This window comes from Bacillus sp. BB081, assembly GCF_008368895.1.
Classification (GTDB): Bacteria; Bacillota; Bacilli; order Bacillales; family Bacillaceae_G; genus Bacillus_A; species Bacillus_A wiedmannii.
Map to the genome: position 1 here is coordinate 40,764 of NZ_QOZX01000018.1, position 15,749 is coordinate 56,512.

The 15,749-nt window shown below is 34.8% G+C and carries 13 protein-coding genes; 9 read left to right on the forward strand and 4 right to left on the reverse strand.

The annotated features are described in order from the left end of the window. Positions 1 to 14 precede the first annotated feature (14 nt). Entirely contained in the window at positions 15 to 998 is a 984-nt protein-coding gene (guaC, locus tag DN394_RS10070; RefSeq protein ID WP_000432444.1) for a GMP reductase, read from the reverse strand. A gap of 509 nt (positions 999 to 1,507) precedes the next feature. On the opposite strand from guaC, the gene DN394_RS10075 reads away from it, so the two are divergent. Further along, positions 1,508 to 2,953: a DEAD/DEAH box helicase gene (locus tag DN394_RS10075; protein ID WP_046958612.1), complete on the forward strand. Its 1,446-nt coding sequence runs from the start codon at positions 1,508 to 1,510 to the stop codon at positions 2,951 to 2,953. Between the two features lie 42 nt (positions 2,954 to 2,995). On the opposite strand, the gene DN394_RS10080 is transcribed toward DN394_RS10075, so the two are convergent. Next, the gene (locus DN394_RS10080; protein ID WP_000427891.1) at positions 2,996 to 3,556 is read right to left on the reverse strand and encodes a DUF1836 domain-containing protein; all 561 of its coding nucleotides are present in this window, start codon (positions 3,554 to 3,556) and stop codon (positions 2,996 to 2,998) included. A 164-nt stretch (positions 3,557 to 3,720) separates the two neighbouring features. On the opposite strand from DN394_RS10080, the gene trhA reads away from it, so the two are divergent. From trhA to DN394_RS10100, 4 genes are all read left to right on the forward strand, one after another. After that, positions 3,721 to 4,368 carry a PAQR family membrane homeostasis protein TrhA gene (gene trhA, locus DN394_RS10085; protein ID WP_046958611.1) on the forward strand — a complete coding sequence of 216 codons (648 nt, stop codon included), beginning with the start codon at positions 3,721 to 3,723 and terminating at the stop codon, positions 4,366 to 4,368. A gap of 222 nt (positions 4,369 to 4,590) precedes the next feature. Then, positions 4,591 to 5,607 carry a UDP-glucose 4-epimerase GalE gene (galE, locus tag DN394_RS10090; protein ID WP_046958610.1) on the forward strand — a complete coding sequence of 339 codons (1,017 nt, stop codon included), beginning with the start codon at positions 4,591 to 4,593 and terminating at the stop codon, positions 5,605 to 5,607. A 460-nt stretch (positions 5,608 to 6,067) separates the two neighbouring features. Next, positions 6,068 to 6,649, forward strand: a complete 582-nt coding sequence (locus DN394_RS10095) for an AmiS/UreI family transporter (protein WP_149293764.1) — start codon at positions 6,068 to 6,070, stop codon at positions 6,647 to 6,649. Positions 6,650 to 6,674: 25 nt separating this feature from the next. After that, positions 6,675 to 7,556, forward strand: coding sequence for an NAD-dependent epimerase/dehydratase family protein (locus tag DN394_RS10100; protein ID WP_097914837.1), 882 nt, complete (start codon positions 6,675 to 6,677; stop codon positions 7,554 to 7,556). A gap of 88 nt (positions 7,557 to 7,644) precedes the next feature. Here DN394_RS10100 and sodA read toward each other — a convergent pair whose 3' ends face one another. Then, positions 7,645 to 8,271 (reverse strand): superoxide dismutase [Mn], encoded by a 627-nt coding sequence (gene sodA, locus DN394_RS10105; protein WP_098705225.1) that lies wholly within the window; start codon positions 8,269 to 8,271, stop codon positions 7,645 to 7,647. Positions 8,272 to 8,488: 217 nt separating this feature from the next. Between sodA and DN394_RS10115 the strand changes: the two genes are divergently transcribed. Then, on the forward strand, positions 8,489 to 9,559 hold the full coding sequence (locus tag DN394_RS10115; RefSeq protein WP_098705226.1) for a nitric oxide synthase oxygenase: 1,071 nt from the start codon (positions 8,489 to 8,491) through the stop codon (positions 9,557 to 9,559). A 341-nt stretch (positions 9,560 to 9,900) separates the two neighbouring features. Continuing rightward, positions 9,901 to 11,469, forward strand: coding sequence for a BCCT family transporter (locus tag DN394_RS10120; RefSeq protein WP_046958606.1), 1,569 nt, complete (start codon positions 9,901 to 9,903; stop codon positions 11,467 to 11,469). Between the two features lie 108 nt (positions 11,470 to 11,577). Here DN394_RS10120 and DN394_RS10125 read toward each other — a convergent pair whose 3' ends face one another. Further along, complete coding sequence (locus DN394_RS10125; protein WP_046958605.1) at positions 11,578 to 12,876, reverse strand: MFS transporter; 1,299 nt, start codon at positions 12,874 to 12,876, stop codon at positions 11,578 to 11,580. Between the two features lie 328 nt (positions 12,877 to 13,204). Between DN394_RS10125 and lytS the strand changes: the two genes are divergently transcribed. Together lytS and DN394_RS10135 are read left to right on the forward strand one after the other, a co-directional pair. After that, positions 13,205 to 14,974, forward strand: a complete 1,770-nt coding sequence (gene lytS, locus DN394_RS10130; protein WP_000933595.1) for a two-component system sensor histidine kinase LytS — start codon at positions 13,205 to 13,207, stop codon at positions 14,972 to 14,974. Then, on the forward strand, positions 14,952 to 15,692 hold the full coding sequence (locus DN394_RS10135; RefSeq protein WP_000921823.1) for a LytR/AlgR family response regulator transcription factor: 741 nt from the start codon (positions 14,952 to 14,954) through the stop codon (positions 15,690 to 15,692). The genes lytS and DN394_RS10135 overlap by 23 nt, the downstream gene beginning before the upstream one ends. The last annotated feature ends 57 nt before the right edge of the window (positions 15,693 to 15,749 follow it).

The following is a 15,749-nucleotide window of genomic DNA, read 5'->3' on the forward strand; positions in this document are numbered from 1 at the left end:
GTTAAATTTAAAAATTAATATACTTTATCCCCGTTGAAAATAGAGTTTTTCACGACTACATAATCTACAGTACGAATTGAATCTAATTTTGTTCCACCAGCGTAAGAGATAGAAGATTGAAGATCTTGTTCCATTTCGATTAAAGTATCTTCTAAAGAACCTTTATGCTCAACGAACATTTTCTTACCTTCAACGTTTTTCTTCTCACCTTTTTGGAATTCAGAAGCTGAACCGAAGTACTCTTTATAAAGTTTGCCGTCTTTTTCGATTGTTTCCCCTGGAGACTCTTCATGGCCAGCGAATAGAGAACCGATCATAACCATAGTCGCCCCAAATCGAATAGATTTAGCTACGTCGCCGTGTGTACGAATACCACCGTCAGCGATAATTGGCTTACTTGCAGCTTTTGCACACCAGCGAAGTGCAGCTAGTTGCCAACCGCCAGTTCCAAAGCCGGTTTTAATTTTAGTAATACAAACTTTACCAGGTCCAATACCGACTTTTGTTGCGTCAGCACCAGCGTTTTCTAATTCTCTTACCGCTTCTGGAGTTCCAACGTTTCCAGCGATAACGAAGCTTTCTGGTAAATGCTTTTTAATATGTTGAATCATGTTGATTACAGCATTAGAATGTCCGTGTGCAATATCAATCGTGATGTATTCAGGTGTAAGTTGCTCAGCAGCTAATTGTTGTACGAATTCATATTCGTCCTCTTTTACACCAACGCTAATAGAAGCGATTAATCCACGTGATTGCATATCTCTAATAAATGAGATACGTTTCTCTGGCTGGAAACGATGCATGATATAGAAGTAATTGTTTTCAGCTAAATAAGTTGCAATTCTTTCATCAATAATCGTTTGCATATTTGCAGGTACGACAGGTAATTTAAATTTATGTTTACCTAAAGTGACAGTTGTATCACATTCAGAGCGGCTGTTCACAATACATTTTGCAGGAATTAATTGAATATCTTCATAGTCGAATACGTTTTCCATCATTTACACCCCTAAAATACGAATATTTTATTTCTATTAATTAAAAATGTTCGTCCATAGGATAATTTACATCATTTTTATGAAGAAGTCAAAGTATTTCTTAACATTTTTTTTAAAAACAGAGTATATATATGATGGAATAGTGTTAAAAGCGAATTTAAAACATTTTTCTATCCTTATTGTTCGTTTATTAGAACCTAGATAGGAGTGTTGTCAGTGATAACAACTATTTTATTGAAGGCAAACATTAAAAAGAAAAGGCATTATCATTTAGTTGAACATTAGATGGAATGACGGAGGTTATTTTTATTCTGAAATAATATTTCTAAAAATTTTTTCGGAATAAAGAAACCTTTTGTTTATTCCTATATAAAAAGATGAATCTTGCACGATTTGCCTTTTTATGTGAGCTTTCAAGTATAATGAATAAGGTGATAGTATCTACATGATAATTCAGTGGTAGGAAACGATAAAGAAGAAAATAATACAGAATAAAATGAGGTTAATATATGAATAAAAAAAGCTTTACCAATTATGCATTAAGTAAAGAAATTGTAAGAGCACTTACTGGTTTAGGCTACGAAAATCCAACAGAAGTGCAAGGAGAGGTTATTCCAGTTGCATTGAAAAAGAAGGATCTTGTTGTAAAATCGCAAACTGGAAGTGGAAAAACAGCTTCATTCGGTATTCCACTTTGTGAAATGGTGGAATGGGAAGAGAATAAGCCACAAGCATTAGTTTTGACGCCAACGAGAGAACTTGCTGTTCAAGTGAAAGAAGATATTACGAATATAGGCCGCTTCAAAAGAATTAAGGCTGCGGCCGTTTATGGTAAGTCTCCATTTGCACGTCAAAAATTAGAGTTAAAACAAAAGACACATATCGTAGTGGGGACTCCTGGCCGTGTGTTAGATCATATTGAAAAAGGTACCCTTTCTTTAGAATGTCTGAAGTATTTAGTCATTGATGAAGCAGATGAAATGCTAAATATGGGCTTTATTGATCAAGTAGAGGCAATTATTGATGAATTACCTACAAAGCGAATGACAATGCTATTTTCGGCAACACTTCCAGAAGATGTTGAAAAGTTATCCCGTACGTATATGGATTCGCCAACGCATATTGAAATTAAGGCTGCCGGGATTACCACAGACAAAATTGAACATACACTTTTTGAGACGAGAGAAGAGGAGAAGCTTTCACTTCTTAAAGATGTAACAACAATTGAGAATCCAGATAGTTGTATTATTTTTTGCCGTACACAAGAAAATGTAGATCACGTATTTAGACAGTTAAACCGTGTTAACTATCCTTGTGACAAAATACATGGTGGTATGGTGCAAGAAGATCGTTTTGAAGTTATGGACGATTTTAGAAAAGGAAAGTTCCGTTATTTAGTAGCGACAGACGTAGCTGCTAGAGGAATTGATATTGATAATATTACACATGTTATTAACTATGATATTCCGTTAGAAAAAGAAAGTTATGTACATCGTACGGGAAGAACGGGACGAGCTGGCAATAAAGGAAAAGCTATTACATTCATAACTCCGTATGAAGATAGATTTTTAGAAGAAATTGAGGCGTACATCGGCTTTGAAATTCCAAAGGCATATGCACCTTCAAAAGAAGAGGTTATGAAAGGGAAGGCAGTATTTGAGGAAAAAATACATGCTAAACCAATTATAAAGAAAGATAAAAGTGCAGACTTAAACAAAGGGATTATGAAGCTGTACTTTAATGGTGGGAAGAAAAAGAAAATTAGAGCGGTAGATTTTGTCGGCACAATTGCTAAAATTAAAGGTGTTACAGCAGAAGATATAGGAATTATTACGATACAGGACAATGTTTCTTACGTTGAAATATTAAATGGAAAAGGACCAATTGTTTTAAAGACCATGAAAACTACAACGATTAAAGGGAAACAATTAAAAGTCCATGAAGCAATTAAGTAAATAAAAAAACTATCCACTGTAACAGGTGGATAGTTTTTTTATTTACGATTCTTTTAAATCGTCCACTAACTTCTCTGCCAATCGTCTGTACATATTACTCATCGTCACGAAGGATGTTAGTAATAAAAACTTTTCTAGCTTTTGATCTTCTAAGGAGGAAATCTCATTTACTTCCCTAATACGGTTATTTACGTCCTGTTTAAAGGTTTCCACATTGGTTTCAGTAAGAGCAAGATAATCTTTATAGAGAGTATTTAATTCGAATGTATCATCGTTTAGTAAAGGTACATTTATATTTTCTAAGGAGCTTTTTATGTCATTAATGGAAAGGGCTCCTTTTAATTGGTAAATCAAGCTAATTAGAATCATATGCTCTTTTGAATACTTTTTATTTTTAATAGGGATGAATAGTTTCCCTTTTGCGTAATTGTTAATCATTGTTTTTGTTAATACTTTTTCATCATCAGTTCTTGTTGAATCCGCATAAGTATTCTCAAATAGTTGAACAACTTGGTCTACATATAAGTCGACATTTGGGATATCCTCAAGTTTAATATTTTTTTCTAAATGTAATGATTCAAGTAATTTATTTATATTTTCCACGTAAAACCCCTCACTTTTATAACTTAGTGGAACTGAATGTTTAGTATATCTTTAAATATGGTATTACGAAACAAGTGAATTGTAAATGTTGACTAGTATAAATAATATGTATATAATTACACGTAGTTATAAAAACTACATGTAATTATATGAGGGGTGTTTATATGAATGCTTATGTAAGAGAACCGGTTAATGCATTTACTCACTTAGGAGGAGCTGTATTAGCATTTATTGCATTATTAGCTATGCTTGTGAAAGTTTCTGTTAAGATGCCATCTTTTGCTGCAATTACAGCTGTTATTTTATTCGGTATTGGGATGATGGTCCTTTATATGGCATCAGCTGTGTATCATAGTGTTGTAGCCAGTGAACGTGTTATTTATTTCTTTAGGAAGTTAGATCATTCTATGATTTTTATATTAATTGCAGGTACATATGCACCCTTTTGCTTAATTACATTAAGTTCGGCAAATGGTGTACTACTATTTTGTTTAGTTTATGCAACTGCGATTTGTGGTATTGTTTTTAAAATGTTTTGGTTTAATTGCCCAAGGTGGTTATCGACAGGAATTTATCTTCTGATGGGTTGGTTAATTGTTCTATTCTTTGCACCGCTAGCTGAGAATTTAAGTACAGGAGGTATCCTTTTCTTAGTACTTGGAGGTATTTTTTATACAATTGGTGGGTTTATTTACGGTGCTAAGCCAAAATGGTTGGAGTTTAAATATATGGGGCACCATGAAATTTTTCATGTTTTCGTATTATTAGGAAGCCTGGCACACTTTTTAAGTGTATATTGTTACGTAATTTAACAAATCAGAACGTTTGGATAGCTTTTACTAAAATTTTTGGGTAATAAAAAATGATATAGAAAAATATAGATGTTGAAGAGCTACATAACTTAAAGGTTATGTAGCTTTTTTATATAAAAGAAAATTTAAAATATTTAGAATTTATATCTTGGAATATGATAGGATAGATGTGTATTGAGATTATAAAATTTTATAATTGATGATAAGTGGGGGACTATATATATGGCGATACTTATAACGGGTGGAGCAGGATATATTGGTAGTCATACGTGTATAGAATTATTAAATAATAATTATAAAATTATAGTCGTAGATAATCTTTCAAATAGTTCAATAGAGTCTTTAAACCGAGTAAAAGAAATAACAGGGAAACAATTTAAATTTTATAATGAAAGTGTTTTAAATCGTGAAAAAATGAATGAGATTTTTTTGGAAAATAACATTGAAGCAGTTATTCATTTTGCTGGCTTCAAAGCAGTTGGGGAATCTACTACAATTCCGCTTACATATTATTATAATAATATTATAAGTACGATTATATTATGTGATGTAATGCAAAAACATCATGTGAAAAAATTTATTTTTAGTTCGTCTGCAACTGTATATGGAATTCCAAAAACATCACCAATTACGGAAGAATTTCCATTAAGCGTGACAAATCCATATGGGCAAACAAAGTTAATGATAGAGCAAATTATGCGTGATGTTGCAAAAGCTGATGGTGAATGGAGTATCGCGTTACTTCGTTATTTCAACCCATTTGGGGCGCATCAAAGTGGTCGTATTGGAGAAGATCCAAATGGGATTCCGAATAATTTAATGCCATATGTAACACAAGTAGCGGTAGGGAAGTTAAAGGAATTAAATATATTTGGAAATGACTATCCAACAAAAGACGGGACAGGTGTTCGTGATTATATTCACGTTGTTGACCTTGCAAAAGGACATGTAAAGGCACTTGAGAAAGTGCTTGAAACTACAGGAATAGATGCATATAACCTTGGTACAGGGAAAGGGTATAGTGTATTGGAGATGGTTAATGCTTTTGAGAAGGTTTCGGGCAAAAAAATACCTTATAAAATTATCGGGCGTCGTCCTGGTGATGTAGCGGTATGTTTTGCTGATGTATCTAAAGCGAAACGAGAATTAGGGTGGGAAGCGGAATATGGGTTAGAAGAGATGTGCTTAGATTCTTGGAGATGGCAGGTAAATAATAAAAACGGCTATCAAATGATTTAAGGTAGTTAGTAAAGCATTCTCTTATTAATTTGTAGGATATTTTATGTATATAATAAATTGTATTCTTTATTATGTTGCTTGGGGTCAGTAATATGTTCAACTTAGGAAAGAGAATGTAATAAAATATTACTGACCATAGCATTTGAATAGCAACCGGTTCTATTGAAAAGTACTCCAATACTTGTATCATTGTTAAAGTGCGTTTATAATCAAATAATCTTATTGGCTATTTGCTTGAATTACGTATTATTGAAAGCGTTTTTATTGCGTGATATATTTTGATTGACATCATTACTGTATGAAAAGGGTTTTTCTATCGTTTTTTAAGGTAGGAAGTCTGACTTATTTTCGAAAAAACTTTGTATGTAGTTGTAAGTAAGAAGGAGAATAAGGAATAATATAATTTTTACAAGACGGGGAGGGTACAGTGTGAAAATATAAGGTTTTCACATGAGGATATATGGGGTATGTAGGATTATTACTTTCGGGTGCAGCTTTATTTTTAAATAGTCTTGTTATATTAGGGAAAGCAGAGATGAAAAGTGCGGGTGTTTTTAATTTATTTGTGGGTGCACTACAAATTATTATTCCGTTCTATTTGATCATGATTTCTGACCAAAGCAATTGGACAGTGTATTCATATGCAGCTACTTTCTTATTTGGATTAACCTATTTATATGTAGGTGTTACCTTTATAAAAGGAATGGATAGTAGCGGTTTAGGTTGGTTTTGTATTTGGGTAGCAATTATTGCTTTATTCTATATGGTTGTTTCATTTGTTCAATTTCACGATGTTGTTAATGCATTAACGTGGTTTATGTGGGCATTACTTTGGTATTTATTCTTTGTATTAAATACACAAAAGAAGAATATCAATCAATACCTTGGAAGAATTGCCTTCGTACAATCATGGGTAACATTGACGTTGCCTTCACTCTTTTATTTTATGGGAGTATGGGGAGAGGGATTCGTATATGAAGCATGGAATCATGTAAACGAATTCCATGCTTTTTCTATATTAGCATTTATAATAGAGAGGTAGTATTTTACAATTTATCAAAATGGGGATGATGAATTTGAAAAAAGTATTGGTGCTAGGGGGAACAAGATTTTTTGGTAAACATTTAGTAGAAGCACTTTTGCAAGCTGGACACGATGTAACAATTGCGACGAGAGGCATTACTGAAGATTCTTTTGGAAGTGTAGTAAACAGATTGATTGTAGATAGAGAAGACGAAAAACAACTAGCTGAGCGTCTAGAAGATAAAAGTTATGATATCGTATACGATAATTTATGCTATAGCTCGAATGCGGCAAAGATAATATGTGAAGTGTTACAAGGAAAAACGAAGAAATACATTATGACATCTTCAATGGCTGTTTACGAGCCAGCGATAGGCTTGTTAGAAGAGAACTTTAATCCGTACGAGTATGCTATTACGTATGGTGGTAGGAAGGATTTTACTTATAGTGAAGGAAAGAGAGTAGCCGAAGCGGTTTCATTTCAACAAGCAACATTCCCAGTTGTTGCAGTACGTTTTCCGGTTGTTATTGGAGAAAACGATTATACGAAAAGGTTACAATTTTACGTTGAACATATTGTGAGGCAAGAACCTGTCGCCGTGAATGATCTAGATGGAGAGTTGTCATTTATACATGAAAAAGAAGCAGGAGAATTTTTAGCTTGGTGCGGGATGAAGGACATAGAAGGGCCAATTAATGCTTGTAGCAATGGGGTAGTTTCTACTCGAGAAGTTATTCATTTCATAGAAGAAAATACGGGAATAAAAGCACTCGTTCAAGAAGTAGGAGATAATGTAGCGCCTTATAATGAAGTGATTAATTGTACATTACATAATGGAAAAGCTAGTGAATTAGGATTCCCGTTCCGAGAATTGAAAATAGAAATAGAACAAGTATTACGTTATTACATACATGCAATGAAATAATCATAAATCCCCCGGTGGCAATCCGGGGGATTCTGGAGGATTTCGACAATACTAATTTTACATTACCAAATTTACCTTATACGCACGACTAATGTGTTTGTGATTGAATTGCTTGTAAGTACTTTTCATTTACCCGGTCCCAGTTCACCGTATGCCACCAGTTGGCAACAAATTCTGGACGCCGATTTTGATACTTTAAATAATAGGCGTGTTCCCATACATCGATGACGAGTAATGGAACTTTACCTTCTTGCAAAGGTGTATCTTGATTGGGTGTACTCATAACGGAAAGTTCCTCACCGTCCAGAACAAGCCATCCATAGCCACTTCCAAAACGACTAATAGCTGCTTTGGAAAGTTGATCTTTTAAGTTGTCAAAGGTATTGAAATAATAATCAATTACTTTTGCAACGTCTCCATTAGGCTCACCGCCACCTCGCGGGCTCATTAATTCCCAAAAAAGACTATGACAATAATGTCCACCACCGTTATTTCTGACAGCTGTAACAATTTCTTTTGGTAAAGTTTCTAAATTACATAGTAACTCTTCTAAAGATTTATTATGTAATTCCGTATAGTTTTCTAAAGCGGCATTCAAGTTATTTACGTATGTCGCGTGGTGCTTTCCATGATGAATAGAAAGCGTGTTGCTATCGATATATGGCTCTAGTTCATCATAGTCATATGAAAGCTCTGGCAATTGAAATGAAGACATAACATTCCCTCCTTTCTTATTAAAAAGTTGGTCTAGGTAAAAATAATTTACCTGAGTCAAAAATACACCTATTTTTTATACAAGTCAATAGTAATCTCTTTAATTTTCTGAAAAATATTACAATAAAAGTAACACTTCGACTTTCATTTGTGACTCTCATTCTTTTTGCTTATACTGTAAAGTAGTAACGTTTTGTTGAAATAGAAGGAGATCGTTTATGAGTAAAACGAAACAATTAATAGAGGAAGCGAGTCATTTTATTACGGTTTGCTATAAAGAGCTTAATAAAGAACAATTCATAGAAGAGAGAGTAAAAGAAATTCAAGTTGAGATAGAGAAGACGGGGATGTATGAGCATACATTTGAAGAACTTGTTCATGGATCACGAATGGCATGGCGCAATAGTAATCGATGTATTGGAAGACTATTTTGGAGTAAGATGCACATATTAGATGCACGTGAAGTAAATGATGAGGAAGGTGTATACAATGCATTAATTCATCATATTAAATATGCAACGAACGATGGGAAAGTTAAACCGACAATTACAATTTTTAAGCAATATCAAGGTGAAGAAAATAATATACGAATTTATAATCACCAATTGATTCGGTATGCAGGATATAAAACAGAAATGGGAGTGATTGGTGACTCTCATTCCACTGCGTTTACAGATTTTTGCCAGGAACTTGGTTGGCAAGGAGAAGGTACGAATTTCGATGTATTGCCACTTGTTTTTTCTGTCGATGGAAAAGAACCTGTATATAAAGAAATTCCTAAAAAAGAAGTGAAAGAGGTACCAATTGAACATCCAGAGTACCCAATCTCATCTTTAGGAGCAAAATGGTATGGGGTTCCAATGATTTCAGATATGCGCTTAGAAATTGGCGGTATTTCCTATACAGCTGCCCCGTTCAATGGATGGTATATGGGGACGGAGATTGGGGCGCGTAACTTAGCGGATCATGATCGTTATAATTTACTGCCGGCTGTTGCGGAGATGATGAAGCTCGATACATCGAGAAACGGTACGTTATGGAAAGATAAGGCGTTAATTGAATTAAACGTAGCTGTGTTACATTCCTTTAAAAAACAAGGAGTTAGTATTGTTGACCATCATACTGCTGCACAACAATTTCAACAATTTGAGAAGCAGGAAGCGGCATGTGGACGGGTTGTAACAGGTAATTGGGTGTGGCTCATTCCACCGTTGTCGCCAGCTACCACTCATATTTATCATAAACCGTATCCAAATGAAATTTTGAAGCCGAATTTCTTTCATAAATAATAGCTAGTATAATTTTTTTTAATTACTGTTACGTAGCAAATGGAAGCCTTTACTCTCGGTTATTTTTGGAAAGGGCTTTTTGAACCAAGGAGTTCCTTATGTTATAATCAAATTTCTGTTTCGAAGACCTTATAGAAATATAAGGTCTTTTGTTTTGCTTTTTTATGTAATAGGAATAGAAATTTCCTTTTAAATAAGGGATTTAGCATATTTTTAGGGACAACATAAGTGTGTAGGAAATTGATGAATTATTATGCTTATATAATCATTGTGTTTTGGGTGTAAACAAGAAAACATAATAAAGTTGTTTTTTTAGATTGCTGAGGAAGGAGGAAGTGTAAATGAGGATGAAGAGTCGAAAAACGGATTGGCCTGTATTTCTTATTAGTGGTGGCTCACTTTTATTATTTGTAATTGCAGTTATTTTAAATAAAAGTTACGTAGAGGGAGCCATTAATAGCAGTTTTGCAGCTTCAATTAAATATTTTGGTGCCTTTTGGCAGGTTTTATTAATTGGTACATTTGTTGTTGCAATGTGTATGGCGTTTTCAAAATATGGGAGAGTTAAACTTGGGGGGCTAGAAAAACCTGAGATTAGTACGACAAAATGGCTCGCTATTATTATGTCTACATTACTTGCTGGAGGTGGCGTTTTTTGGGCAGCAGCAGAGCCGATGTACCATTTGATGACGGTGCCACCAATACATGAAGGTATAACGGCTGGGACGAAAGAAGCGGTAATGCCTGCTTTAGCACAAAGTTATATGCACTGGGGTTTCCTGGCTTGGACGATTTTAGGTACAATTAGTGCGGTAGTTATGATGTACGGGCATTATCATAAAGATATGCCGTTAAAACCTCGAACGCTTTTATATCCTATCTTTGGGGAGAGATTGCGAAAGAGTTGGCTTGGAACAATGATCGATGTGTTTGCCATTATTGCGGTAGCTGCAGGGACGATTGGTCCAATCGGATTTTTAGGACTACAAGCAAGTTATGGGTTACAAGCATTGTTTAACATTCCTGATGTGTTTACTACTCAATTAGCCATTATTGTTTGTGTAGTAGCTGTTTCTACTATATCTGCGGTAACGGGAATTGATAAAGGGATTCAAATTATAAGTAATTTAAATGTTAGGTTAGCAGTTTTATTAATGGTATTCGTATTACTGTTTGGACCAGGTGGATTTATTATTGATTCATTTGTTTCTTCGTTTGGATTTTATATAAATGAATTTATTCCAATGAGCACATATCGTGGTGATACGGCTTGGTTAGGATCGTGGACAATCTTTTTCTGGGGATGGTTTATTGGATACGGACCGATGATGGCAATTTTAGTGAGCCGAATTTCAAGAGGAAGAACAATCCGAGAAATCATCGTTGCAATTGGAATTATTGCACCTATTATTACAACGTTTTGGTTTACTATACTAGGGGGATCAGGTGTGTTTTATGAGTTAATGAATCCTGGTTCTATCTCGGTGGCATTAAGTGAATCTGGTATGCCAGCGGCTATGATTGCAATTACAGAGCAACTGCCACTATCTAATATTATTGGACCTGCATTTCTTTTATTAACAATTTTATTTGTAGTAACAACAGGAGATTCAATGGCTTATTCGATTTCAATGGCAGTGACTGGAGATGGAGATCCTAGAATTAGCTTGCGAGTTTTTTGGTCGCTTATTATGGGTGCAGTTGCAGCGATTCTTTTATACATGGGTGAGGGAAGTATTAACGCCTTACAATCCTTCATTGTAGTGACGGCTGTTCCAGTATCCATTCTGTTATTCCCAATGCTATGGCTAGCGCCTAAAGTTGCAGGGGAATTAGCCTTAAAACAAGGTATTGTAAAAGAAGAAGAGAAAACTTCCTTCTTGTTCCAAAAAGCTAGTAAATCAAAATAAATAATTGTATTTATATAAAAAGAGGAAGCATCTCAAATGAAATGCTTCCTCTTTACTATTTATTTAACTACTTTTCTCGAAGGAGATAGTACCCTGTACAGTTTCAATCTATTCTAATACTTTATCTTTCGTCTCTGGGACACATAATAGCATTGTAACTAAACCAATTGGATAAATAATGAAGATGAGAGATAGTGCTCCCATTAAATTACCACCTGCAGCAAGTAAGCCGATAATAACAGGTCCAAATCCAGCTAACCCACGTCCTGTACCGAAAATAAAGTTCTCTGCTGTCGAGCGAGCTTCAGCAGGGTAGTTTTCAGCTAAAACTGCTCCGAATCCCCCCATCATGCCATTGGCAAAGAATCCAAGCAGTGCACTTCCCCATAACAATGATGTTGAGTCTGTGAATAAGAAGAAGTAAATGAGACAATATATAGTACCACCGACATAATAGATTGTAAAAGTTTTACGGCGGCCAATTTTATCGGCTAGAATACCAAAAGTTGCAATTCCAATTAGCATGCCGATTGTAGAGATGAACATCCAACCGCTCGCTTTTGCTAATGTGTAGTTATATTTATTCGCTAAAATAGTTGGCATCCATGTGAAAATTCCATAATATCCGAAGTTCTGGATGAATGACATAATAATAAGACCGATTGTTGTTATCGTTACTTTTTTATTGGCAAATAACTTTCGAAGTGGGAATTTTTTCATTTGCTTTAGTTGTTCTGCCTCAGCGGTTGTTAAATGACCTTCAGCTTCTTTTTGTAACAATTCTTTTTTGTATCGTTGTTTTTGTTCCCATATTTTCGGTTCACTTAAACTTTTGCGGACGTAAACAGCTAGTAGAGCGGGAATGAGTCCAAATAAGAAAACAGCTCTCCATCCGAAATGCGGGACGATAAATGCTGGAAGGAGTGAAGCGACTAGTACGCCAAATTGCCATCCAAGTGCAACAACGGATGTCGCCTTAGCGCGCATTTCTTTAGACCATGTTTCAGTTACGATGGCCATTCCAATCCCGAATTCACCACCAACTCCCATTCCAACTAAAAAGCGAAGAATTAATAATTGCCAATAATCTGTTGCGAAATAAATAAGTGCTGTTGCGAGTGAAAATAGTAAGATTGTGAAGGCCATCGTACGGATACGCCCAAATAAATCAGCAATAAATCCGAATAAATAAGACCCGATTAGCATTCCTATTGTGGTAGCTAATGTTAAGTTTCCACCTTCAACAGGGCTCAAATGAAATTCTTTTAAAATGTAGACGAGTACGAAAGATAAGAGCAACATATCTAAACCTTCTGCTGCATATCCTAGCGCAGAACCAAACAATGTTTTATATCTTTTCTCCTTCGTTTCCTCTGTTGTTGATTGTACATCAGTAGTAACGTTCATCATTACTCCTCCTTATTTTCTTCTACAGTCGCTATGGAAGAATAACAAAAGGCCTTCTCACCTGATATGATGAGAAGGCCAAAAAAGCATACGTATCCCTAAAAAAGACCATACGTATAGTATATTCCGACTTCCTTCTCAACCTCACGGGGTTGGGTTAAAGGACTGTATTATATTACTTTATTTTTAGCACTCTTCTATTAGATTGTCAAATAAAGAGGGGATAGTTATGTGTAAAATATTTCAAAAGATACTTCATTCTCCTTGACGCCCACTTCATTATTTTCCCATAATAAAACTAACTCATATAAAAAGGAATGAATCACAGATGCTAAATTTAGTACTTATGATGATTGAACGTGTCGGACTTATTGTTATTTTAGGATTTTTACTTTCTCATATTAAAACGTTCAGGCGCCTTCTTCATAGACAAGATGGATATGTAGATAAGCTTAAGCTTATTTGTATTTTTTCAGTGTTTACAATTGTAAGCAATTACACAGGAATTGAAATTGCCGGGAATACAATTATGAAAGAAAATTGGCTACAAGGTGTTTCGTCATCTAGTACAATTGCGAATACACGTATTATGGGTGTTGGAATTAGTGGATTGCTTGGTGGTCCTATCGTCGGCATTGGAGTGGGATCGATTGCTGGCATTCACCGTTATATGCTTGGCGGGACGACAGCGCTAAGCTGTGCAATTTCATCAATTTTAGCAGGTGTTATAACGGGGTATATTGGATACATTTTTAAAAAATATAATCGTGCAATTACGCCTAAATTTTCAGCGATTTTAAGTGTGTTTATCGTTTCTTTAGAGATGATTATGATCCTATTAATCGTAGAGGATGGAATTAGTATCGTGAAAACAATTGCGATACCAATGATACTTGTAAATAGTTTCGGAAGTTTTATTTTACTTTCTATGATACAAGCTATTTTGCGCCAGGAAGAAAATGCGAAAGCTTTACAAACGCATAAAGTATTACGAATTGCTGACAAAACATTACCATATTTTCGCCGCGGATTAACAGAGGATTCTTGTAAACATGTGGCACAAATTATTCACCGCTTTACGGGAACAGATGCGGTATCCTTAACAGATACAGAGAAAATATTAGCTCACGTTGGATTAGCATCAGATCACCATATTCCTTCACATAGTTTAATAACTGGTTTATCGAAAGAAGTGTTGAACACAGGAAAAATAATGAAAGCGAAATCGCGTGAGGTTATTAATTGTCAACATGAAGGCTGCCCTTTGCAGGCGGCAATCGTTATTCCACTAACTTCACATGGAAATACAATTGGGACATTAAAATTATATTTTAAAAATTCTAGCCAGTTAAGTCGTGTGGAAGAGGAATTAGCAGAAGGGTTAGCAAAAATATTCTCTACACAACTTGAGTTAGGTGAAGCAGAGTTACAAAGTAAGTTATTGCAAGATGCCGAAATAAAAGCGTTACAAGCACAAATCAATCCGCATTTTTTATTTAATGCAATTAATACTGTATCGGCTTTATGCCGAACAGATGTAGAAAAAGCGAGAAAATTATTATTGCAGCTTAGCGTTTATTTTCGTTGTAATTTGCAAGGGGCACGCCAATTGCTTATTCCATTAGAACAAGAGTTAAATCATGTACATGCATATTTATCGTTAGAACAAGCGAGGTTTCCGAATAAGTATGAAGTGAAGATGTACATTGAGGAAGAGTTAAAGACGACCTTAGTTCCACCATTTGTACTGCAGCTATTAGTTGAAAATGCATTGCGCCATGCTTTTCCGAAAAAGCAGCCGGTGTGCGAAGTTGAAGTACATGTGTTTGAAAAAGAGGGGATGGTGCATTTTGAAGTCCAAGATAATGGACAAGGAATCGAGAGTGAACGTCTAGGACAATTAGGAAAAATGGTAGTTCCATCAAAGAAAGGGACTGGAACAGCTTTATATAATATTAATGAACGACTTATCGGGTTATTTGGGAAAGAGACAATGCTTCAAATTGAAAGTGAATTAGAGCAAGGGACAAAGTTCCTCTTTGTAATTCCGAAAAAAGTAGGGGAGGAAAAACGGAGTGTTAAAAGTATTAGTAGTTGATGATGAAATGTTAGCGCGTGATGAATTGAAATATTTATTAGAGCAAACGAAAGAAGTAGAGATAATTGGTGAGGCGGATTGTGTAGAGGATGCATTAGAGGAATTAATGAAAAACAAACCAGATATTGTTTTCCTAGACATTCAGCTATCTGATGATAACGGATTTGAAATTGCAAATATATTAAAGAAGATGAAAAATCCCCCTGCAATTGTGTTTGCTACTGCCTATGATCAATATGCATTGCAAGCATTTGAAGTAGATGCGTTAGACTACATTTTAAAGCCATTTGATGAAGAACGTATCGTACAGACATTAAAGAAATATAAAAAGCAAAAACAAATAAAATTAGAAACAAAACAAGAAGTAAAGAGTGTAGACGTAACGACCGAGATGCATAAATTAGCATTACCAATTGAAGAATCGATTGTACTCGTGAATATTGAAGATATTATATATGTAGGACTTGTGGACGGAAAAGTGACAGTAAAAACGATGAGAGAAACGTATGTAACACATGATACACTTGTCATTTTGGAAAAGAAGTTGCCGCAAGCAAGTTTTATGCGTGTCCATCGCAGTTTTATTGCAAATATTAATCATATTACGGAAATACAACCATGGTTCAATTCTACATATAATTTAATTATGAAAGAAGGATCAAAAGTACCTGTTAGCCGTACATATGCAAAAGAACTCAAAAAGCTACTTCGTATTTAAGAAGTAGCTTTTTGTATTTCGTCTGCCTATTTTTGTAACTAATTTTGTATATTTGAC

What these genes read in the sequence shown, in the direction of transcription:
- lytS (WP_000933595.1), top strand. Translation starts at nt 13,205, where the DNA reads ATGCTAAATTTAGTACTTATGATGATTGAACGTGTCGGACTTATTGTT.
- DN394_RS10075 (WP_046958612.1), top strand. Translation starts at nt 1,508, where the DNA reads ATGAATAAAAAAAGCTTTACCAATTATGCATTAAGTAAAGAAATTGTA.
- sodA (WP_098705225.1), bottom strand. Translation starts at nt 8,271, where the DNA reads ATGTCTTCATTTCAATTGCCAGAGCTTTCATATGACTATGATGAACTA.
- DN394_RS10115 (WP_098705226.1), top strand. Translation starts at nt 8,489, where the DNA reads ATGAGTAAAACGAAACAATTAATAGAGGAAGCGAGTCATTTTATTACG.
- trhA (WP_046958611.1), top strand. Translation starts at nt 3,721, where the DNA reads ATGAATGCTTATGTAAGAGAACCGGTTAATGCATTTACTCACTTAGGA.
- DN394_RS10120 (WP_046958606.1), top strand. Translation starts at nt 9,901, where the DNA reads ATGAGGATGAAGAGTCGAAAAACGGATTGGCCTGTATTTCTTATTAGT.
- galE (WP_046958610.1), top strand. Translation starts at nt 4,591, where the DNA reads ATGGCGATACTTATAACGGGTGGAGCAGGATATATTGGTAGTCATACG.
- DN394_RS10125 (WP_046958605.1), bottom strand. Translation starts at nt 12,876, where the DNA reads ATGAACGTTACTACTGATGTACAATCAACAACAGAGGAAACGAAGGAG.
- DN394_RS10100 (WP_097914837.1), top strand. Translation starts at nt 6,675, where the DNA reads ATGATGAATTTGAAAAAAGTATTGGTGCTAGGGGGAACAAGATTTTTT.
- DN394_RS10095 (WP_149293764.1), top strand. Translation starts at nt 6,068, where the DNA reads ATGGGGTATGTAGGATTATTACTTTCGGGTGCAGCTTTATTTTTAAAT.
- guaC (WP_000432444.1), bottom strand. Translation starts at nt 998, where the DNA reads ATGGAAAACGTATTCGACTATGAAGATATTCAATTAATTCCTGCAAAA.